The organism is Vibrio sp. 1069 (assembly GCF_033340555.1).
The window spans coordinates 1-21420 of the sequence record NZ_JAWOWP010000032.1; the positions used below are offsets into that span (position 1 = coordinate 1).

Consider the following 21420-nt stretch of genomic DNA (forward strand, 5'->3'; position numbering starts at 1 on the left):
TTAAAATACAAAACGCCCGATGAAGTACATCGAGCGTTTTAGTTAAAAAGTGTCAACCCATATCAGGACGGGTCATTGTAGCGACTTAAACCGTCGCTTTAATCACTCGTGATTATGCGTCTGTACGACGGCCACGACCGTGACCACGTTCACCACGATGTGCACCACGGTGATCACCACCACGGTTGCGATCAAAACGACGTTCGCCACCTTCACGATTGCCATCGCGGTTGCCGTCACGGTTACCACGGAAGCCACCTTCGCGACGGCCGCCTTCACGACCACGGTTGCCGCCTTCGCGGTTGCCACGGTAACCACCGCCATCACGACGACCACCATCGCGACGACCACCGTCACGGCGACCACCACGAGACTCGCGGAAATCATCGAAGTCACATACTACAGCACCAACATCTTGTTGACGGATACGTAGTTTGCTTAGCTTGTTCGCCGCGTCTGAAGTCATTGCTTTAGGTAGCTGTACGAATGTGTGACCTTGAGCTAGCTTGATCGCACCGATAGAACCTTTACCTAGACCTAGTTCGTTTGCTAGAGCGCCAACGATGTCTTTAACTTGAACGCCTTGCTCACGACCAACTTGAAGCTGGTAAGTATCCCAGTCTTGGTTGTTGAAGTTACGACCGCCGTCGCGACCACCTTCACGGCGCTCTTTACGACGTTGCTTGTCACGCTCAATTGCTTCAACCATTGGGTCTTCGCCAATGTAGAACAGAGGACGTTTGCCTTGCTGACGCTTAAGAAGCATAGCAGCAAGTGTTGCTGGGTCGATGTCTAGAGAACTTTGTAGTTTCTCTACCAGCTCAGCAAATTTGTCTAGTGCTTTGTGCTCTTTCTCTGCTTCAAGCTCAGCGCCTAGCTTAGCTAGACGAGCTTCAGCAACTTGGTCACGTAGAGGAAGTTGGATTTCTTCCATAGATGACTTAGTTACACGCTCGATAGTGCGAAGCATACGAATTTGGTTAGTGCGAACTAGAAGGATCGCTTTACCCTTACGTCCAGCACGGCCAGTACGACCGATACGGTGGATGTATGACTCAACATCAAATGGGATGTCGTAGTTGAATACGTGCGTAATACGTGGAACGTCAAGACCACGAGCTACAACATCAGTTGCAACTAGGATGTCAATAACACCTTGTTTGATGTGATCAACAGTACGTTCACGTAGAGACTGAGGAATGTCACCGTGCAGTGCAGCTGCTTTAAAGCCACGTGCAGATAGCCAGTCAGCCAGACGCTCAGTATCTTGACGAGTACGTACGAATACGATTGACGCGTCAGTTTCTTCAGTTTCAAGAAGACGAGACATTGCTTCATCTTTCTCTACACCTTTCACTACCCAGAACTGTTGTTGAACTTTGTCTACAGTGTGGTTTTTACCAGCAACGTCAACCGTTACAGGGTCACGAAGGAAACGTTCAACGATCTTCTTCAGCATTGGAGGCATAGTTGCAGAAAACAGAACGCGTTGTGCTGACTCTGGAGCGTGCTCCATGATCGCAGTTACGTCATCTACGAAACCCATGTTTAGCATTTCGTCTGCTTCATCAAGAACGAAAGTACTAACTTCGTCTAGGTGTAGACGTTCGCGATTGATCAGATCTTGAACACGGCCTGGAGTACCAACAACTACATGAGCGCCACTTTTAAGAGCACGCATTTGGTCGACAATAGATGCGCCACCGTAAATCTCTAGAACTTTCAAACCTTTGATATTTTTACCAAGGTTTTTCATTTCCGCTGCAACCTGAATTGCCAGCTCACGAGTCGGAGCAAGTACAATCGCTTGCGGTTTGCGTTGGTTTAGATCGAGTTTGTTGAGAAGAGGCAGAGAGAACGCTGCTGTTTTACCTGTACCTGTTTGAGCTTTACCCAGCGCGTCAGCACCTTCCAATAGGTGTGGGATTGCCGCAGCCTGAATTGGAGTTGGTGACACGAAACCCATTCCGTCTAGAGCAGAAAGGATAGAATCATTCAGAGATAAATCACTGAATTGAATAACAGAATCTTGCATTGGGATCCTACTTAATTAAACAAAAAAACAGTCCCATATGCTCTTCCAATTCGATACTGATCCATCCAGATACTGATTCCATTCAGACGGGAACACAGCACAGTACACAACCGCGATAAGCCATTAGGGACGACTAAGGGAGGCGGATTATTCCTTAAAAGCATAAAAAAATCCAGAAAAAATTGAATTACATCACAATTTATTCTCAACAATGGTATTTTTAGCATATTTTTCCACCAGCCCTACCATTCCCCGTAGATTCGCGTAGCTCACAGATGAGAATTTCATCAATATTTAAGCCAATTTCTCGTGGTTAAATAGGCAAAATTCACGGCGAAATTACGCTCCACAGGTAGTAATAATAGCTCGCAATGATTATAGTGTGCCCAACTCCATAGGTAATTTAAGAAAAGATGTTTCAAGATAACCCACTACTCGCTCAGCTTAAGCAGCAAATCCAAGAAAACCTGCCTAAAAAAGAAGGCTCAATAAAAGCCACAGATAAAGGCTTTGGCTTTTTGGAAGTGGACAGTAAGACTAGCTTCTTCATCCCGCCTGCGTACATGAAAAAGTGCATGCACGGTGACAAAGTCGTCGCCATTATCCGCACCGAAAATGAACGCGAAGTTGCAGAGCCACAAGAGCTGCTGGAACAAGCCGTGACTCGCTTTATTGGTCGAGTAAAAATGTTCAAAGGCAAGCTCAACGTAGCACCTGATCACCCACAGCTTAAAAAGCTGTCTCTTAAAGCGAAACTAAAGAAAGGTCTTAAACCTGACGAGTTCGCCGAAGGTGATTGGGTTGTCGCACATCTTATTCGCCACCCTCTAAAAGGCGATAACTCTTTCTTCGTAGAAATTTCTGAAAAAATCACTGACGCGAATGATAAAATTGCGCCTTGGTGGGTAACGCTTGCTCAAAACGATCTACCAAACTCTGAGCCAGCAGGCATCGATAACTGGGAACTGAAAGACGACGCGGAGCTAGAACGCGTAGACATGACTCATGTTCCATTCGTCACTATCGACGGTGAATCGACTAAAGATATGGACGATGCGCTGTACGCGAAGAAAACCGTATCTGGCGATTTCGAACTCACCATCGCTATTGCGGACCCAACCGCCTACATCACACCTGAAGATGAAATGGATAAAGTAGCACGTGAGCGTGGCTATACTATTTATCTTCCAGGCCGCAACATCCCGATGTTACCTCGTGATTTAGCGGACAACCTATGCTCTCTGATTGAAGGTGAAACCCGCCCTGCTATTTGCTGTACCGTAACGGTAAGTAAAGATGGTGTGATTGGCGACGATATTAAATTCTTCGCAGCAAACATCAAATCACATGCACGCCTAGCATACGATCACGTGTCTGATTGGTTAGAAAACGGCAGCTCTGAAGCATGGACGCCATCTGAAGAGATCGCGACCATCGTTCGTGATCTTTATGAGTTCTCTCTTGCTCGCGCTGAATGGCGTGAGAAAAACGCAGTGGTCTTCCCTGATCGTCCTGACTACCGTTTTGAGCTCAGTGAAGATAACGATGTAATCGCTATCCACGCAGACATGCGCCGCAGTGCAAACCGTCTTGTTGAAGAATCCATGATTACCGCAAACATCTGTGCAGGTCGTACATTACGCGATAAATTTGAAACAGGTGTCTTCAATACGCATGCAGGTATCAAGAACGAGAAGATTGAAGAAGTGGTTCAACTTGTCAATCCAGAAGGCCAGTTGGAGTTCACAGCGGAGTCTATTGCTACGCTAGAAGGCTTTGCTGCGTTGCGCCGCTGGTTGGCAGCTCAAGAAACGTCTTATCTAGATAACCGCATTCGTAAGTTCCAAGCATACAGTGAGGTGGGTAATCAGCCTCTGCCTCATTACGCAATGGGTTTAGACATCTATGCAACTTGGACATCACCAATTCGTAAATACGGTGATATGATCAACCACCGTATGTTGAAGGCCGTCATCCTTGGTAAAGAACCCGTACAAAAACCAGATGACCAAGTAGGCGAAGAGCTAGCTCTACATCGTAAACATCATAAAATCGCTGAGCGAAATGTCTCAGATTGGCTATATGCACGCACGCTTGCTGATGAGCCGAGCAAGAAAACTTGTTTCACAGGTGAGATTTTCGATATTAATCGTGCAGGCGCACGTGTCCGACTTCTCGAAAATGGCGCAGCAGCCTTTATTCCTGGTGCACTAATTCTTGATAATAAAGAAAGAATTGAGTGCAATGGCGACAACGGTACCATCTCTATCGATAAAGAGGTCGTATACAAACTTGGGGATACATTGGAAATTGTCCTTACGGACGTAAACCAAGAAAACCGCAGTTTAGTTGCAAAGCCAACCCAGGTATTCGCTGAACAACCAGCAGCACAAACAGAACAGACTGTAAGTGAATAATACCGAATGAAGTTAAAAGGCGCTCTATTGAGCGCCTTTTTTATTTGTTATGTAAAACGATAAGAACTAGTATGCCGAACATTGAGATCATTCGCTTTAATCACTTCACTGCGCGCAAAAGTGAGCGTTACACTGCAACACATAATGGGTTATATATTGTTGAAGAAGGTGCCCTATTAGTTCATCAACCTAATGGTGAGCAATTTGAACTTAAAGCCGGAGATTTCACACTCTATAACTCCGCAGATCTGAGCAGTGCAGAAGCCGTCTCTAGTGACGGAGGCTTTAAAGCACTGGCTTTAGTCTTCAATCCAAATATATTCTGTGACTTTAAGAAAGCGCACCCGATGCTACGTTCCAAAACGGAAGAAAGGCGCTTCTATCCTTTTTCAACGCAATCCAGTGGCGAAGTAGCACAATTGAAGGACATGTTGGTTAAGTTAGCGAGTCGCAACGCTCCAGACTACACACAAAGCCATATCGCAATGGCATTGCTGTCGTTGATGGTTGAGGTAGAGCCAAACATCCTATCTATCATAGATGACGCAAGTAGCCTGAGCGACTCTCAAAAAGCCATTAAGTACATTGAGGGTAATATTGAAAAAGACATCACGCTAGAAGGCTTAGCGGCTCATATGAGCATGTCCATCGCAACCTTAAAACGTCGCCTCGCCGCAGATGATCTTTCGTTTTCTCAGATATTAAAGGTGAAACGGATAAACTTCGCAGCAACCCAACTGCGCAAGTCAGAAAAATCAATAACAGAAATAGCGTTTGAGTCTGGTTTTAAAAGTGCAGCGCATTTCAGTACAGCATTTAAATCCGTTTACAACATGACCCCCAAAGACTTTAGAAACCAAGTCGTTAAGCCTAAAGTATAAATCATGTCGGCATTCGCATCCGTTGGGCTCACCCTATTCCCAAAAACACGCTTGAGGATCACGCTCCAATTCGTTGAGTAAGTCCTCAAGCATTCGGCTAAATGGAAGTGGCTTATAAGGCACCCACCTTAACAGCTCGTTGTGATATGTGGGAACATAGAAATACCAAAGTTGGTTGTCCTCATCAAACATGATCTTCGCGACGGGAGAAGTATACTCGCTATGCTGGGAGTCGAGGAGAAAATGCGCCCGATGAAGCTCAACGCCATTTTCTACTAGCTCATAGAGGCACTTGCCCTGTTCGACAGGCAAGTTAGCATTACGCGCAGAGCAGAGCGATTGAACTGATTTGTATAAACGACTTGTCGCCATTTGGGACACTGACATCAACGTTCTCCCGATGGATGATAGTTAGAGCTGTCGATCCTAGTATATAACCTTTACATCATCACCGATGGTAGTTATCTACCTAACTCAAGTATAAGATAGCTATATTATCATTTGCCCAGATTATCATCTCAATCCACTTGGAAACGCTAGCTCCATCACCTCTTGACTAGAAACAATTCCCCTGTTTAGCGCTAACAGTTCACAAAAGTGTAACCTGAACGCAATATCATAAACTCTGCTTTATCCCGTATATGGAGTTTAATATGTTACGTTTTACTGTGGCGACTTTATTGGCCATAGCAGTCTCCCTCCCTACCATTGCAAAAGAAATCAACATCTCAGGGTCAACGTCGGTTGCTCGCGTGATGGATGTACTTGCTGAGGAATACAACAAAACACACCCAGACGATTACGTTGCTGTTCAGGGCATTGGTTCGAGTGCTGGTATCACCATGGTCAATAAAGGAGTAGCCGAAATAGGCATGAGCTCTCGCTATCTGACTGAAAGCGAAAAAGGTGAAGATCTCAATGTATACCCTATCGCTTATGATGGCCTCGCTGTTGTTGTAAACCGTACCAACTCTGTAGAAAACCTTTCTCAGCAACAGCTGTTTGATATTTACAAAGGTAAGATTAAGAATTGGAAAGAGGTCGGGGGCGCAGATCAGCCTATCGCGGTGGTTACTAGAGAAGCGTCTTCAGGTTCACGTTACAGCTTCGAAAGCTTGCTGGGACTGACCAAAATCGTTAATGATCGCCTTGTCTCGGATATCAGCCCAAACAACTTGGTTGTAAACAGCAACAGCATGGTAAAAACCATTGTTAACCATAACACTCGCGCCATTGGTTTTATCTCTGTAGGGTCAGTAGATCGCTCGATCAAGGCGATTCAGTTAGATGGTATTGACCCAACCTCGACAAACATTAGCAATCATAAGTACAAGTTGGCGCGACCATTCCTAGTGCTATACAAAGTAGATAAGATTAGCGATGCAGGTAAAGGTTTTATCGCTTTCCTTCGTTCAGAGCAGGGACAAAAAGCGATTGCAGATTACGGTTATACGCCAGTAAAAAACTTTAATCAGTAAAAATAAAAAAGAGAGCACCTTGATGCTCTCTTTTCCTATGTAGTGTTCTCTCCAGTTTCGGAATTAGAAATGCAGTTGAATTACAGAGACCACAACCGCACCAGGTCGGCGAATACCTTCAATTTCCACTTTAATTTCGCGCTCAATCTCCAAACCTTTTTTGATTGGCGTTACTTTTGTTAACGTGCTGACTGCACGAACATTATTGCCTGCTTTGACAGGGTAAGGGAAACGGACTTGGTTTAAACCCAAGTTAACTACCATTTTAGCTGTTGGGAACATTGGCTTGTCTGGATCGACTGAATCCGTCAGTTTAGGCAGCAATGCTAATGTTAAAAAGCCATGAGCGATAGTTGTCTTAAATGGAGATTCAGTTGAAGCACGCTCTGGATCAGTATGAATCCATTGCATGTCTTCCGTTACCGCACCAAATTGGTTAATACGTTCTTGAGACACATGAACCCAATCACCAGTGTGAATAACTTCGCCAATTTTTTCACTTAACTCGTCATAAAGCTTTTGAGCCTCAGGTGCCATTACGATCGGTGCAGGTTGAGGTGCAACTTCTTCGTTGACGGCTGGCTGCTGGTGATCACGAACTTTTGAGAAAAGAAAGCTATTTTGAGCTTTCCCCAAAAAGTCACTCCAATAATCGCGTAACGTTGGAGACATCCAATTCATAAACTCGGATTGATGAGCAGAAATCGCATCAACTTTGTCTTTAAATAGATTTGTGACCTTCATAAACACCCTTAAGAATTCTAAGCACAACTGGCTATACCAGTTAATTTTGAATTAGTTCACAAAGTCTTGCAAATACTTTCGGGCGAACACATGTACCCTAAAAGCATGTTATGTCTTATATATCAGCAAGATAACAATAAAACACCATTTTATTGACGTGCGCCAATATAAAGTAAAAACTCTACAAATTGGTACTTTTTGTCCCTTTTTCACTCCGTTTTCAAACTGTCCAACATCACATCAGTGATCATAAAACAAGCAAACAGTACTTCTATTATAATTCAGCACTTTACAAGTCGGACTATGCTCCTTATTATACCGCCCACAAAGGAGAGATGGCTGAGTGGTTGAAAGCACCGGTCTTGAAAACCGGCATACGTTAATAGCGTATCTAGGGTTCAAATCCCTATCTCTCCGCCATTTTTCTTACGCATTAAGCCCTTGATTTTCAAGGGCTTTTTCGTATCTACAGTACTGCAAGTCACTTTCATGACAATGAGGTGAGACAATGTACTTACAAAAAGCGCCTAATGGCGTATATCAAACCCGCATTTGCATCCCTAAACAACTACGTGAGTTTGGTTATCCTTTCGATATCAAAGTTAGTCTTTTAACTAAAGAGCGCTCAGAAGCAATAGAGCGCAATTTTAAAATGGCTTCCTGCATTAAGATTGCTATTAGCCAAATTGATTTAACCAATCCCGTATTATTCCCAAAATTTAAGGTTGTCCTTCACCAACAGATGGAGACGCTGCGTAAATCTTTCTGTTCGCCAACAGCCTATAAACTAACCCCTGAAACCGTTGCGTATTTTGAAGATGACATTGTTTCAGACATTCCAAGTAATATCGATCTAACTAACCTTGTAGAGACTGAACCGAGCGTAAAGAGCATCTCTGCCGAAGTAGTACCTTTTACTCAGTTGCTTGAGCGATTTCTAGAAAGTAAGAAGAAGCGTAATGTTCGACAGCTTACGATCCATCAACTTGAGCAACGCATAAGTCACTGCATCAATTTCCTTGAAAAGGAGGGCATAAATCGGAATACAGTCAGTAGCTCTGACCTAGATAGTTATATAGATCTGCTCTACTCTGAAGGACGTTCTACCAAAACCAACAAGGACTATTTCTCAGCAAGTAAGCAGTTCTTCAAATGGCTAAAATCAAAGAAATATATTCCTAATAACCCTGCTCAAGACTTAAATCCCCAGTTCAAAAGTAAAAAGCATGTCTCTGAACAACGTGAGCGTTGGACAACTGATGAACTGACATTACTAATTAAAAGTCCAGCGTTTACTCTGCAATCTCTGGACTTTCAGTGGATCACTAAACTACAGCTCTTTCATGGGTTACGCACTGGCGAAGCTTGTCAGCCATATATCCAAGATATTGTTGTAGATGATGAGATCCCATATTTTCGAGTCACCGACCAATCCAAAGATCAGCACTTGAAAAACGAGCATGCAGTTCGAAATGTCCCTCTTCACCCTGCGATTCGTGATGATTTCGTCATATTTTGCGAAAGCCGCCGTCATAAAGGCAATGCCCCTCTATTCGATTACTCACCGCTCGGACCAGATAAAGATTGGACTAAAACGTATCGAACGCAATTCGGGAAGCTACAAACCAAGTTGGGTATGCTTGCTGGCAAGCGTCCTACCGCTTATGGACTACGCCACACATTCATTGATGTTCTTAAAGAGCAGGATGTTCCAGAACATAGTGTAGCCGAGGTGGTTGGTCATAATAATCCGAACATGACCTTCGGACGATATGGGAAGAAACATAAATTAGAGAAATTGCTTGAAATCGTTAGCACGTTCCAAATGGATCTAGAGGGGTAATTATGCAAAAACTCAGTCAATCGCTACGAAAAGCTATTGTTCTAGCACTCGAAGAGGGAGCTTCATACCGCGATCAACTCGATCTATCTCGCTTTCTAGCAATGGGGGTTGCGATGGAGCAGATTCACCTTATTGATACAGCGATATCTCTGCTACAGATCCATCCTTATTTGAACCAACACGACTTTGAATCAAAGTACGGTGTACAAAAGGTTCAGCTTACGATTGGCAGCGTGAGTAGCTTTAAGAACCTTCTCAGTCTAGAGGAATATACTTATCGCGACTGGTTAAAAATCAATAAGCTGACTGAAAATGAACCTCTTTGCTTACCATATTTGGTGTATCAATATTTCTCAGACGAAATTCGTCGCGATTTTATGAACGGTGCTTATCTTGTGGATAATCTACAAATCCAACTCGGCTCCAAGCAGTTAAATAGCTTCAAGTTTAAGTGTGGAACTACTGTTGGTATCCCGACAGATGTATTTGACATCATGATCTTTATTTTGATTTCGCGTTTTGGTAGGTACACAGGCTTTAAAATGAACTTAACTGACTCGGTACTGCATCTTTTCTCGCATACAGATAGCGTTGATATAGAAGTCCGTACCTATGCAACCGAGTTTTCGCATCGTACACAACATTCTGTATGCCTTATAGATGATCTCAACGAATCCAGTCCAATGCGCAAAGTGCGAAAGATTATCAAACTGGAGGAGTTTTCCATTTTTCACAAATGTAACTCAAATCGTGAGTTACTAGACTTGTTAGACTTTAGCTGAGGGGAAAAATGATGACTAACCAAGACGGTTCGCCAAAACTTACTTTAGATATAATGCAGCAAACTCTTCAACAAAAGTGTGTCGCCTCGGTGCTGATGGGTGAAAATGGTCCGTTACTTATGCAGTATGGCGACCACGTTAAAGTCTATGAAAATGATACATCAGCGTTTAATGCAGCGAAGCTATTAAGGCTAGTATCTTCAGCACTGTAACCCTAATATTTATTCTTCTATGAACCCCACAAGACGTAGTGTAGTTATTTGCATTACGTCATTTTTCGTGATCTGTGTCACATTAATTAAATTTAATGGTAAACGTTGTAATCTCGCAAGGGAAGAAAATACGATAAGTTAGTTAGCACTTACACTTATAAATATCAATAAGTTACGCTATGAAAAATATTCCAGATATGTATATTTTTCTTTATTATACATAGACTTACATTAAAGTTAATTATGCGTAACTATTGTGTAATAAGAAACGTTGTGGTTTGATAATAAGCAAATAAACCAGACCATTATACATAATAAGGCTCCGCCAGAAGAGCCGCCCTTAATGGCCTATCACTCTATAGGTCTAGAAATGAACCCTACGAAGAAAAATGAAAAATCCCCTCGCCTAAAATCTCGAATTCAAAAAGCTCGGAAAGGCACTCGCAAGTCTGACATTTCATTAAACAAAGATGATTACCCGCTAAGCTCAGTCGCCCAAGCTGTTTGTCATGAGCTAAATACTAAAGCGCTTGTTGTTGCTGAATCAACACTGCACGGAATGAAGACTCACGGTCGACATATCATCTTAAACTTAGGTGATAAACCACTATCTGAACTTACAATCGAAGATATTGATGAACTCAAAATCACACTTCTCACACAAGGCAAAAAAGGCAAGGTCATTAACGGTTGTTACACTATCTTACGAGCCGTCTGCGCTAAAGCTTGTTCCTCCGAACAGCAGAAAAACGACCTAATGGAAAAAATCAAAAACCTGAAAGTTGTCAATGATGATCCATTCCCATTCACTGAAGATGAAGTACGTCAATTACTGTTGACTGATACCGACAATGAGATGGCAAAAGACATGGCTTCTTTTGCCATTCTAACGGCATTACGTATCAGCGAACTCATTTGTACTTGCTGGGAAAATATCGAGTTTTATACAGAGGACGGGATTGAAAAGTGTCGACTATACGTTGATTTAGCTAAACCATTAAACAAATACAAAGTAACTAAAACAGAAGAGTCTGAACGAACAATTGAGTTATCTGCAGAAGCCGCTCAATTACTCCGCAAACTCGAACAACTAACGGGTGATAAAGCTCCAATAACTATTGACGTTGTACAACGAGATAACATCACAGTTAAACGAGAAAAACGCAGGTTTGTTTTTTTTAATGAGCAAACTGGTCACCCGTGGTTAAACCCCAAGCAATTCGCAAAGCAGTTTTTTACTGGGTTTCTCAAAGAAGCAGGTGTAGCACATCGAGGCCCAAATCAATTGCGACATACGGGAGCGTCGATACCTTTTAATCGTGGAGTCAGTGTAGCTTGGATAGCGGAATTACTCGGGCATCGAGACGTCAGCATTGTAGAAAAGCACTATGCGAAACGTAATAAGGTGAGTTTGAAGAAAGAGCAAGTCAAAGCAGATAGGACAATAGCAGAACTATTTAAAACGGGTGATTCAAACAGCATTGTCGTACCCAATGGCATTGTTGAAACTAAGCAAGCAGCGCAGTCCATTGCCAGTGATGACAAAGCATTTATACAAAACTTACTCGAATTGGCACGTGCTGCAAAGAATGATGAACACAGAGAGCAAATCTACAAAATTATCGACGATACGCTGAAAGGTGGACAGTAATTATGAATACTACTTTGTCTTCCTCTCTTCCTGCCTTACTCAGTCAGGAAGAAAGTCTTGTATTGCTCCGTGAAAGATTCAGCTCTGAACTGGAAAAAAATGGGTACTCGACCGAAAAAGGTAAAACCATTGATGAGTATGCCTTAGCATTTAGCGATTCAAACACAGCACCCACTTCAGCAAAAGCGCTTCAAAAGCGTGTTGGTGGTGATTTTAGGCGAGTAGCGATCGCTTTCAAAATACTAAGGAAAGCGACAAAACCAACTACTATCGTTCGTAATAAAGCGCTGTGGTTTGTAGATTCAGAGCAGAGACTGACTTCTGCACTTCAAGCCGAAATGTCTATCGTTTGGAAGGCGTTTGATAGTGAAGTGCAGCAGCTCGTTAGCGCCCATACACAAGAATCTCTTAAGCAAATTGATGAATTAGAAAAAGAAAACAAAGAGCTTGTAGAGTTCATTGACGAATTGCAAAAACAGCTTCGGGAAACTAATTCACTGAGTCAAAAGTGCAATGAGCTAGAAAACAAACTTGCTCAATCAGAGCAAGTTGCTTCTGACTATCGGTCTCGAATTGACCACCAACAGCAAAAGCTCGACACGTTACTGTTGGTAAGTCAGGAGCTTTTTGTTGAACGCGCTCGTGCGAAAATGTTAGACGAGCATATCGCTTCATTAACTCGCGATAAAGAACGCCTACAAGAACACAACACAAAACTCATTGAAAGTCTCACTTCCAGTCATCCCGATTGGTATTTTGGCGATTTGAGTGATGCAGATCCCAGCTTATCCGAAGAATTCCATGTCGACGACAGTGTGGAAAATTGATGTGAAAGCCAAAGAGCAAGGTTACCCCAACCCCGTATGAGAAATTTCATCGGGTTGGGAGTCTAAGCTGCTGCTTAGGAACGCTTGGGCTGCGCCCAAACCCCTTAATTAACTACCCCAAACAATAATCAGACCTAAAAAATTAGGCACCAAAATATGACTAGAAAATACAAGAAAAAGCAGATAGCAGAGTATTATCTTAACGATCCAAAGCTTACCGAATTGTTCGAAAAATCACTTGATAACTGTGTTGAGCACAACATTAAAATCAGCAAAAACCGTTTGAAGAAAGAAACTGGTTTAAAGTCCGCTGAAGTAGATGCGCTTTACCATCATTATTGTGAAGCAAAGAGTACTCGTATAGAAATGAACTGTACGCTCTTAGATAAAAAGATCTGGAAATACAAAGCTGAGCAAGCAGGAAAAACGGTGTCTCAGATTGCTTCTGAATCACTACATAAAACTCAAATCATAATACCTTTTGCAGAGCAGACTAGAAAGGAGATGTTAGGCGTAATCCATGAACGTGTACGTTTCAATTCTCTGCTTAATCAGACCGTCAAGTGGTGTAACACTCATAAATCTGGAGTGGAAGCCATTCAAATCTTGCTAGAGCTTAACCAGCTAAACAAAGCATTTGAGCAGCATGACTTACGTGTCATGAATATTCTAGCCAATCCACAGGTTGACCATAAATACCGAGTCGCAAAAGTAGACCCGTTATCGGTGGAAGCATGGCAGTAATTTCATTTTTTCGAACCAGTGGTGTTGGACAACCTGATCCACAAGCTGCAACTAACTACCTGTATGGTCCTTTATGTAGTCTCACTGAAGAACAAAAGCAAATTTACAGTGATGCTTATCAAATGCGTAAGTCAGCGAGAGAAGCGAACGACACACAAACCGAGTGGGAATGCGACTACATTCTCCAGCAGCAAAAAGGAAAACGTAGAGAACCACCCCCAGAATCAATTAACGGGAACCGAAAAGCTGTGGAATATGCAATTGAGCATAACCCACATAAACACAAATACGTCAGTGGTGTTATTGCTCATGCGTTTGAAGATACAGAGAAGTTGCAAGCCAATCCAGAGATTGAAGCAGAGTGGCGGGAATTGTTTGAAGAGTTGTGCTTTGCTGGTTTCCCTAAAGATGAGCGACTAATCGACTGGGTGCGTCACACGCACCAAATTAATATTGAAAACCACTTCTTGATACCTAGGATTCACATTGCAACAGGATTGTCATTCAACCCTGCTCCACCTGGGCATGAACGAGACTTCAATCTACTGCGGGATTACTTAAATCTTAAACATGATTTAGTGAGTCCTCTCGATTCTCTTCATAAACGACTTACTCAAGACGGTAGCGGCTTTGACAAGCGGCACAAGCTAAAGAAAGCAATCAATGTCTGGATTAAAGACATGATTGCTAATAATCGAGTAAACAGCCGCAATGACATTATACAAGCACTAAGTAGTGATAAGTTTAAAGAAAAGATCGGGGTTACCCATATTAGTCAGTCAGATAATTTTATACGCTTGCATTTTCAGGACAAAAAGAACGTTCGCCTGAAGGGCTTTGTCTTCACTTCCCAATTCACTTCGAAAGAATCACTGACGCAATCCTGTGAAAGCATACAAAGCAAGGAAGAAAGACTACATGAACTAAAAAGTAAGCTGGATAAGGTCATTGCAAAACGAGCTGACTACAACAAAAGTCGCTACCGACTTGCACGTATTCAACCTGAAAAAAGCATAACGAAAGCGTATTACTTACCACCCAATTCAAGATGGACAGCAACGCCACCTTGTTACATATCGCAACCTCAGCCTATTTTTGCACACATGCCCGAGTTCAACCCATCCCTCAAAGGTTTTGAGATGGTTAAGCAAATTGAAGAAAGAAAAGCATTAGCTGAACGAAATGCAAAGTTAGCGCTAGAGCAGTATCACGAGCAACAAAAGAGGTTTATCCAAGAATGGATGAGTTTTCTACTCGAAGGGAAAATAGAATATGAGCCATATCGAGAAGCAATTAGCTTCACAAATTACGTCATTGACGAAGAATCAGCAGATTTCAAACGAGCATTTGCTCGCTATGATCGAGACACAGAACGAGTTTTACCTAAACACAATAAGACAAATTCAGGAACAGTATCAACACGAACGCAAAACAATCCTGAAGGACATTATTCAAAACAATCAGCTCATGATGCAGGAATACCAAGCATCTGTCGAAGCGTTACAGGGGCTATCGAAAGCTTCAAACGAAATATCCGCATCCACGAGACAGCAAATAGCGAGATTGGAACATCGATTGAACATGCTGGAAAGCTGGCAGAAAGACAGCGGGACAGCTATCTCGAACTTAGTCGAGCTTTTGAAGTTATAGCTTCTGAACCGAAATTGAGGGATGAACTGAAATCGCGCTTGATTAGAAATGAAACACGTAAAATACCACACATGAAGAAAGACGGTTTGAGGCGGGTTCTTAAAAAACTAACGAAGCCACAACCGCATGAGCAAGAGAGGTTGGATCGTTAAGTTGAATTGAAATTATGACAACAGAATCTCTTCTAGTAGCCTAGTGCAGACACCATACCCAATAATGTGCTAGTAAGGAGGAGATGTCATCAGCGCCAATTGAAGATCATAGCTTGCTGTGTTTTACCCCTGATAGGGGGTAAGCTGATTTTTACCCCCTATCAGGGGTAAAACTATCATCTATCATAGTGATTTGCTCCCCGATACCCCCTTACTTGCCCATAGGTGAACTTCTATGGTTGTTTGTAAAATAAAGACGTGTATTGCGAATCGAGAATAGGTTAATTGAGACAACCTGCATAGAAACATGGATAAAAGAATCTTATCAATTTCGTTCGTAACTTGAGATTGCCCCATACCTTACTGGCAACTAGGAAGAAATCCTTCTCAGTTGCTTTCAACTCATAAATTTTCCTTAATAGTTGCTTCACCTTGGCACCGCGACAAACTTCTGCCCCATTATAAGACAGAGTAAATACTCATTCATATCCTGTTAATTGGGTTTTGCCTTACTAAAAGTAATCCATTCTTCTAATGCTATTCGTTGTTAATCCTCGTGTTGTATTACGGGGGCTCTTAAGTTGTCAACATCGTACACAGAACCACCATGTTGTATTTATTCAACATGGTGCATTTAGAAAGAACGTCTTCCCCCCAACGGTATCCTTAAACCTTGCTCGAGGAGCTTTGCCACCCATCGTCCGTTTAAGGTTCGCAGGTATAAATTGACTTGAATCGGGAGTTTGCCAACTTGCTTCACCGTTTTTTCTGGCGTCCAATTGATGGTTGGTACGTTATCTTCGGTTTCGCCGAAGGTGAAGAAATGAGCGAACATACTGCAGCAGTGTCAGCGATTGCACAAATACTCGAAGGAGAATGTACGTTCACGTTAGAAGAAGAGGCGAAGGAACTAAAAGCTGGCGCTTGGTTGTTGATGGACGCGCATTTGCCTCACAGCATTATCGCGAAAACGCCATTGAAGCTGATGCTGTACCTGTTGCGCGAGCCTAAGTAACACGCAGTATTGAAATACAAATCAATGTAAATTCAGCCCCAACCAAGTGTTGGGGCTTTTGCGTTTATTGCTGGCGGTACTTATCTGACGAAGTTCTGCAATCCTGCCACGCTGGCAAAGTTATAGAGAATAAAGCCCGATGCCACCATGGTGACTGCTAACACGAGGTTAAGCGTATTGCTCAAGTTGGCATTGGGTTTGGCGCTGTGATTTTTCATTTGGCGTTGAATCGTTAAAGCGTTGAACACCAATATCGAGTTGGTCATTGCCGTTCCTAAAGCCATCACGAATGTCGCGACCATGCCCCACATTAAGCTGCCTAGCATGTTAGAGAGAAACAGAACTAACACCGCCCCAGTACAAGGGCGGAAGCCGATGAGTAGCAGTGCTTTCCATGAAATATTGTCATTAGAACCTGCGGAATCATCATCTTCTTGAGATCGTGTTTGCTTGATGCGGCGCTTGGCCACCGACGCAAACTCTTTCAGCGCCAATAAAACAATAAACACCGCACAACCTTGCGTCAGCAGACGAACATTATCGGAAAGGCTGAAAGCAAACTGCTCTGCAATCTTGGCAGTAATCACGAAAAGAATGCACGCGCTCGCGGCTTGTAGGGCGGCAATAATCGCCATTAACACAAGTGCTTGTCGGCGACGGTAGCCATGAATCAAGCTCATTGACGTCACTGCCGTTTTACCGTGTCCAGGGGCAACCGAATGCAGTAAACCATACAGAAAGCTGAAGCCCAACAAGTACAACAGTTGCCCTTGGCTGATGAGCATCAGGTATTCACTGATATACCGTAGTTAATCATTTTAGCTTTGTGAAGAAAAAAATGGATTCCTTTGGAATCCATTGAGTTGACTAATTGCGATTCTTTATTTTGTCTTTGGTAGGGAGTAATACTATTCTCTATACATGCCGTACACACAAGTCACGATGTACTTAATAAACGTTACGAAAAAAGCAGATTTATCTGCCTTAATAGACAATACATCCTTAAGTTACTATATAACAATAACATCGGAGCACTTTGTGTTGTTAGAATTGGTAATCAGCCACAAGACCGAATGTACGAGGTCCGCCCATTTCGATAAGATCATTCTTATGGCGAAGAACGTAATCTTCATCTGTTGCATTCTTAATGTAGGCCCGAATGGTGAGATCATTCATGGCATAACCTGCATTGAGATTCAATATGGTGTAGTCGCCTGCTGACGTACTTCGGGTGTTGGCGAGATCTGTAAAGTAATCCGTTACGTGATTAACACGAGCACCAAAGAAAATGCCCGAATCTAGCTGTTGGGTGAAGCCAAGACCAGCCGACACTTCAGGTGCATAACTGAACTCATTCCCATTTAAGTTTTCAACAGTACCGCTTGGTCCTTCGGTGATTTCTGTTTTTAACAAGCCTACAAATGCGAATACGTCCAGACCTGAGTCAAACCAGTAATTGGTTTCAACTTCAGTACCGTATGTTTTTCCTTTAGGGATGTTTGCTATGTAATTGTCGAAACGATTTCCACTGTCACCATACACGACCGTTTGATAGTTTTCATAGTCGTTGTAGAAGACATTTGCAGTCAAACCAAGTCTATTTTCAAGGAAAGTTGAACGGGAACTTAGCTCATAAGTCCAGACTTCTTCCTGCTCAAACACAAAGACCTGTTGTTGGTACTCGTTGTATCCAAGTCCGCCAGCGTTGTATCCTTTACGAGCAGTAAGTCCAAGCATTGAATTGTCTGATACATTTAAAGTTACACCGACTTTTGGTAGCAAAATACCGTTACTTTCATCAGCATTGAAATCGAGTGGGAACCTTGCGTGGTCAAAATCACGCTTCAGCTCATCTTTTTCGTAACGAGCGCCAAGTAGCAAGCCCCAACGGTTATTGAGCTGGACTTTTGAATCGAAGTAAATTGAGTTGGTCAGAACTTTATCTTTACGCTTCATCGAGTCTGTTTGCGTATCCTGATCTTTGTAAAAACTGCTTACTCCGACAATGGCATTGTATTTGTCATCTAACGAATTATAAGATAGCTTCGCTTCTGCGGTGTAGTTTTTTTCATCAACATCACCCCACCAGTCCGTACGAGGATAAGCTTTGAATTTCGTATTATAGTCTCGGCGCGCAAGCAATACATCAAGAGTTAATTCATCATTGATTAAGTAATTTATGTCAAAATTTGCATTCCAGCTTTCGGTTGTTTGACGTCGAGTACCGTTTTCATCAATGTATTCAAACTTACCTTTTTCAGAAACCAGATTTGTATATTGACCTTCTTCATTACGGCTAGCCAATGTTAGTTTTAGCGTAAGCTTATCGTTAGACATCGGTTTGAATAACAGCTTACCTCTCACATTATAGGATTCAACTTCAGAAGGGTCCCATGGATATTGGTCATTATCGGGCAGCGAGTAATCAATTGGTGTATTACCCTTTGTGCCCTCGGCGGCTAATCGAAATGCGAGCTTTTCAGACACGATTGGGGCAGAAACAACACCAGCTAAGTGATATTTGTCATCTTCGTTTTCGTAGCCACCACGAACTTTACTTTCAAAGTGGAACGTTGGATCTTTGGTTTTGATGACCACCGCGCCGCCAATACTATTTCGGCCTTGGTTGGTTGATTGAGGGCCTTTATAAATCTCTACTTGTTCTGTATCCCACAATCCGGCTTTACCAAAGGCTTCACCAGTCCATGACTCTGACACGCCATCAACGGTTGTATTCACCCTTGGTGTCGCTCCTGTCATGAAGGAAAGGAAGCCTTCACCAGGCCCACGACCATCGACACCTCGAATATGTGGAATACCAGAAGGGGCATTCAGTACATTCGGGACGCGATCGAGTAGATCGTAGTATGTTTGATCTTCGCCATTGTCTGCTTCATCAGTAAAAACGGTGACTGAGCTTGTGTTCTCAGCAAGTGTACCACCGAGTTTTTCACCAAGTACCACAATGGTTTCTAGGGTTGTTAGGGTTTCTTGGCCTTTCTTAGTATTGCTGTTGTTCACTTGCTCTGCTGAAAGAGTGGTGCTGGCTCCAAGGCAAATTACACCAATGAGCATGGCAAGTTTAGTCTTGCCAGTATTAGTGATGGTGATGCCACTGTTTAAATCCATGGGCTTCATGACCTGAGTATTCCTTAATAAAAAAAGAAGAAAACATTTGATGTTGTAACAACATTTATGTAAAAAAGTGTTGCAGCAATAATACTAATGATAATTATTATTATTTACAACAATGATGATATAAGTTTGTGCTATCTCATTACTAGAAGATATGCATGAAGTATCGACGTACAAGTTGGATTTGTGATGGATATAAAGGCTTTTCGAATAATAGAAAATAAAAATATCAATAGTGTTTTAAGTGGTTTGCTTGAAGATAATGAAGAAGTAGGAGCCCCATGTTGGTGGAACGAGGTGCAGACAAAAGGAACACCTTTTATCCTTTCCCAAGATAATACAAGCGTTGAGCTGCTATTTCTTTGGCGAAACACGGATGACAGTGTTAAGGAAATATACATTGATATCAATGGTATTACTGATCATCACAGCTTTGATATGGCAAGGCTTACTCATGTCAAAGGAACGGATGTTTGGTTTTATAAGGCAAGGGTAAACAGTACGTGGCGTGGGAGCTACACGTTTATTCCAGTGACACATGAACGCGTCCAACCAGCGTACCACGGAACATACCAAGAGAAACGCACCAAGCATCGGGAGTGGTTGAGAACCATTTTTCCTCTTAGTGTTCGCGATGATTTAAGTAAAAACAATTTGTCAGCCTGCGAATGGGGACGTTCGAAAACGCCGCTATCTATGCCAAAGGCAGTATCGCAAAGTGCTTGGTCAAGGTTCGATACAAAAAATGGCAATGTTCAGGCAGGAGCGGGCATGCAGCTGGCTTGGACTAGCCAGTGTTTAGGTAATGAGCGCTATGTTTGGTTGTATTCGACAGCCAGCGCTGACCAAATGGCTGAACTGCCATTGGTTTTAGTCTTAGATGGTCAATTTTGGTCTCAATCCATGCCTCTGTTCAGTGCGCTGACCGATGCGACGAGCAGCGGTCAGCTTCCACCTGCCTTGTATGTCTTCATTGATGAAATCAATGGAGCGCTGCGTAGTGAAGAATTCAGTTGCAACCCTTTGTTTTGGCAGGCTATCACTCAAGAACTGCTGCCGTTGGTTGGTCATTATTTCCCAATTACTAATGAGGCTAATCGTACGGCTGTTGTTGGGCAAAGCCTTGGTGGTTTGAGTGCGATGTATGCCGGATTGAACCATCCGGACCGTTTTGGTGCGGTTGTTTGTCAGTCGGGTTCATTCTGGTGGCCTGATTTTTCGTTAGTGAAGCCACCTAGTGAATATTCTCCTCTTCAAACAAGCGAACCTTTAACTCAAATGAGTCAATTGGTTCATTCTGGCCTTGGTTCTAACGTAAAGCTAAGTGTTTTTATGGAAGTTGGGTTAGGGGAAGACATCATGGTGGACTTGAGCCAAGACCTGTACCAGCAACTTAAGCAACAAAACCATCGGTTATCGTTTCGCACCTTTGATGGTGGACATGAACGCCTGTGTTGGCGCGGAGGCATCATTGATGGGTTGTCATATGTTTTTAATTTTGAATCCTGATTTTTCTATGATTGGAGTTAACTATGTCTGAGAAATACATTAATCCTTTTGACGAACCTGAAAACCAGTTCTTTGTGCTGATTAATCACAACAATCAATATAGTTTATGGCCTGAGTTCAAAGGGATCCCTCCTGGCTGGAAAAGCACATTTGGTCCGTCACTAAAGTAAGACTGCATTGATTATATCGAAGCGAATTGGCACGACATTCGTGTGTAAAAAACAAACAAATAGCCACGACGATAATAATTAAATTTCTAAGGAATAAACGGCTTTGTTGCGTAATTCGGACAGAAAACCAAGTCGTCCGAAATTGAATAATTATTAAACAATATACTGAGTTTCA

General features: G+C 42.6%; 18 protein-coding genes and 1 tRNA gene. 14 read left to right on the plus strand and 5 right to left on the minus strand.

What is annotated here, in order from left to right:
- Positions 1–112: 112 nt before the first annotated feature.
- The gene (locus R7040_RS23505) at positions 113–2035 is read right to left on the minus strand and encodes a DEAD/DEAH box helicase (RefSeq protein WP_318081376.1); all 1923 of its coding nucleotides are present in this window, start codon (positions 2033–2035) and stop codon (positions 113–115) included.
- Between the two features lie 413 nt (positions 2036–2448).
- On the opposite strand from R7040_RS23505, the gene rnb reads away from it, so the two are divergent.
- Both rnb and R7040_RS23515 read left to right on the plus strand, forming a co-directional pair.
- A complete protein-coding gene (gene rnb, locus R7040_RS23510) occupies positions 2449–4452 on the plus strand; it encodes an exoribonuclease II (RefSeq protein ID WP_047104463.1) in 2004 nt (667 codons plus the stop codon).
- 71 nt (positions 4453–4523) lie between these two features.
- A complete protein-coding gene (locus R7040_RS23515) occupies positions 4524–5333 on the plus strand; it encodes a helix-turn-helix transcriptional regulator (RefSeq protein ID WP_064354616.1) in 810 nt (269 codons plus the stop codon).
- A gap of 33 nt (positions 5334–5366) precedes the next feature.
- Here R7040_RS23515 and R7040_RS23520 read toward each other — a convergent pair whose 3' ends face one another.
- On the minus strand, positions 5367–5720 hold the full coding sequence (locus R7040_RS23520) for a DUF3024 domain-containing protein (RefSeq protein ID WP_017635751.1): 354 nt from the start codon (positions 5718–5720) through the stop codon (positions 5367–5369).
- 266 nt (positions 5721–5986) lie between these two features.
- Here R7040_RS23520 and R7040_RS23525 point away from each other — a divergent pair, with 266 nt between their 5' ends.
- Positions 5987–6811 carry a phosphate ABC transporter substrate-binding protein gene (locus R7040_RS23525; RefSeq protein WP_017635752.1) on the plus strand — a complete coding sequence of 275 codons (825 nt, stop codon included), beginning with the start codon at positions 5987–5989 and terminating at the stop codon, positions 6809–6811.
- A gap of 63 nt (positions 6812–6874) precedes the next feature.
- On the opposite strand, the gene R7040_RS23530 is transcribed toward R7040_RS23525, so the two are convergent.
- Complete coding sequence (locus tag R7040_RS23530) at positions 6875–7555, minus strand: MaoC family dehydratase (RefSeq protein WP_005375670.1); 681 nt, start codon at positions 7553–7555, stop codon at positions 6875–6877.
- A 329-nt stretch (positions 7556–7884) separates the two neighbouring features.
- Here R7040_RS23530 and R7040_RS23535 point away from each other — a divergent pair.
- The 9 genes from R7040_RS23535 to R7040_RS23575 all read left to right on the plus strand — a co-directional run bounded on the left by R7040_RS23535 (position 7885) and on the right by R7040_RS23575 (position 16431).
- Positions 7885–7975, plus strand: a tRNA-Ser gene (locus R7040_RS23535).
- An 88-nt stretch (positions 7976–8063) separates the two neighbouring features.
- Positions 8064–9398: a tyrosine-type recombinase/integrase gene (locus tag R7040_RS23540; protein ID WP_205391292.1), complete on the plus strand. Its 1335-nt coding sequence runs from the start codon at positions 8064–8066 to the stop codon at positions 9396–9398.
- Between the two features lie 2 nt (positions 9399–9400).
- Positions 9401–10180, plus strand: a complete 780-nt coding sequence (locus tag R7040_RS23545; RefSeq protein WP_065788139.1) for a hypothetical protein — start codon at positions 9401–9403, stop codon at positions 10178–10180.
- Between the two features lie 8 nt (positions 10181–10188).
- Positions 10189–10392 carry a hypothetical protein gene (locus R7040_RS23550; protein WP_139046174.1) on the plus strand — a complete coding sequence of 68 codons (204 nt, stop codon included), beginning with the start codon at positions 10189–10191 and terminating at the stop codon, positions 10390–10392.
- Positions 10393–10762: 370 nt separating this feature from the next.
- A complete protein-coding gene (locus tag R7040_RS23555) occupies positions 10763–12043 on the plus strand; it encodes a site-specific integrase (RefSeq protein ID WP_318097220.1) in 1281 nt (426 codons plus the stop codon).
- A 2-nt stretch (positions 12044–12045) separates the two neighbouring features.
- Positions 12046–12870, plus strand: a complete 825-nt coding sequence (locus tag R7040_RS23560; protein ID WP_318097221.1) for a hypothetical protein — start codon at positions 12046–12048, stop codon at positions 12868–12870.
- Between the two features lie 156 nt (positions 12871–13026).
- A complete protein-coding gene (locus R7040_RS23565; protein WP_013572137.1) occupies positions 13027–13614 on the plus strand; it encodes a hypothetical protein in 588 nt (195 codons plus the stop codon).
- Entirely contained in the window at positions 13605–15416 is a 1812-nt protein-coding gene (locus tag R7040_RS23570) for a relaxase/mobilization nuclease domain-containing protein (protein WP_248385822.1), read from the plus strand. The genes R7040_RS23565 and R7040_RS23570 overlap by 10 nt, the downstream gene beginning before the upstream one ends.
- 751 nt (positions 15417–16167) lie before the next feature.
- Positions 16168–16431 carry a cupin domain-containing protein gene (locus R7040_RS23575; RefSeq protein WP_250155004.1) on the plus strand — a complete coding sequence of 88 codons (264 nt, stop codon included), beginning with the start codon at positions 16168–16170 and terminating at the stop codon, positions 16429–16431.
- A gap of 80 nt (positions 16432–16511) precedes the next feature.
- Here R7040_RS23575 and R7040_RS23580 read toward each other — a convergent pair whose 3' ends face one another.
- Both R7040_RS23580 and R7040_RS23585 read right to left on the minus strand, forming a co-directional pair.
- A complete protein-coding gene (locus tag R7040_RS23580) occupies positions 16512–17216 on the minus strand; it encodes a nickel/cobalt transporter (protein WP_170897313.1) in 705 nt (234 codons plus the stop codon).
- Between the two features lie 259 nt (positions 17217–17475).
- The gene (locus R7040_RS23585; RefSeq protein WP_140301922.1) at positions 17476–19569 is read right to left on the minus strand and encodes a TonB-dependent receptor; all 2094 of its coding nucleotides are present in this window, start codon (positions 19567–19569) and stop codon (positions 17476–17478) included.
- Positions 19570–19755: 186 nt separating this feature from the next.
- Between R7040_RS23585 and fes the strand changes: the two genes are divergently transcribed.
- A complete protein-coding gene (gene fes, locus R7040_RS23590; protein WP_053306971.1) occupies positions 19756–21075 on the plus strand; it encodes an enterochelin esterase in 1320 nt (439 codons plus the stop codon).
- 23 nt (positions 21076–21098) lie between these two features.
- The gene (locus R7040_RS23595; protein ID WP_276419145.1) at positions 21099–21245 is read left to right on the plus strand and encodes an MbtH family protein; all 147 of its coding nucleotides are present in this window, start codon (positions 21099–21101) and stop codon (positions 21243–21245) included.
- Positions 21246–21420 lie beyond the last annotated feature (175 nt).

Coding starts and splice junctions, on each gene's coding strand:
- R7040_RS23515 (WP_064354616.1), top strand. CDS start 4,524: ATGCCGAACATTGAGATCATTCGCTTTAATCACTTCACTGCGCGCAAA.
- R7040_RS23550 (WP_139046174.1), top strand. CDS start 10,189: ATGATGACTAACCAAGACGGTTCGCCAAAACTTACTTTAGATATAATG.
- R7040_RS23505 (WP_318081376.1), bottom strand. CDS start 2,035: ATGCAAGATTCTGTTATTCAATTCAGTGATTTATCTCTGAATGATTCT.
- R7040_RS23565 (WP_013572137.1), top strand. CDS start 13,027: ATGACTAGAAAATACAAGAAAAAGCAGATAGCAGAGTATTATCTTAAC.
- R7040_RS23580 (WP_170897313.1), bottom strand. CDS start 17,216: ATGCTCATCAGCCAAGGGCAACTGTTGTACTTGTTGGGCTTCAGCTTT.
- R7040_RS23520 (WP_017635751.1), bottom strand. CDS start 5,720: ATGTCAGTGTCCCAAATGGCGACAAGTCGTTTATACAAATCAGTTCAA.
- R7040_RS23530 (WP_005375670.1), bottom strand. CDS start 7,555: ATGAAGGTCACAAATCTATTTAAAGACAAAGTTGATGCGATTTCTGCT.
- fes (WP_053306971.1), top strand. CDS start 19,756: ATGGATATAAAGGCTTTTCGAATAATAGAAAATAAAAATATCAATAGT.
- R7040_RS23540 (WP_205391292.1), top strand. CDS start 8,064: ATGTACTTACAAAAAGCGCCTAATGGCGTATATCAAACCCGCATTTGC.
- R7040_RS23595 (WP_276419145.1), top strand. CDS start 21,099: ATGTCTGAGAAATACATTAATCCTTTTGACGAACCTGAAAACCAGTTC.
- R7040_RS23560 (WP_318097221.1), top strand. CDS start 12,046: ATGAATACTACTTTGTCTTCCTCTCTTCCTGCCTTACTCAGTCAGGAA.
- R7040_RS23525 (WP_017635752.1), top strand. CDS start 5,987: ATGTTACGTTTTACTGTGGCGACTTTATTGGCCATAGCAGTCTCCCTC.
- R7040_RS23570 (WP_248385822.1), top strand. CDS start 13,605: ATGGCAGTAATTTCATTTTTTCGAACCAGTGGTGTTGGACAACCTGAT.
- R7040_RS23585 (WP_140301922.1), bottom strand. CDS start 19,569: ATGAAGCCCATGGATTTAAACAGTGGCATCACCATCACTAATACTGGC.
- R7040_RS23545 (WP_065788139.1), top strand. CDS start 9,401: ATGCAAAAACTCAGTCAATCGCTACGAAAAGCTATTGTTCTAGCACTC.
- R7040_RS23555 (WP_318097220.1), top strand. CDS start 10,763: ATGAACCCTACGAAGAAAAATGAAAAATCCCCTCGCCTAAAATCTCGA.
- rnb (WP_047104463.1), top strand. CDS start 2,449: ATGTTTCAAGATAACCCACTACTCGCTCAGCTTAAGCAGCAAATCCAA.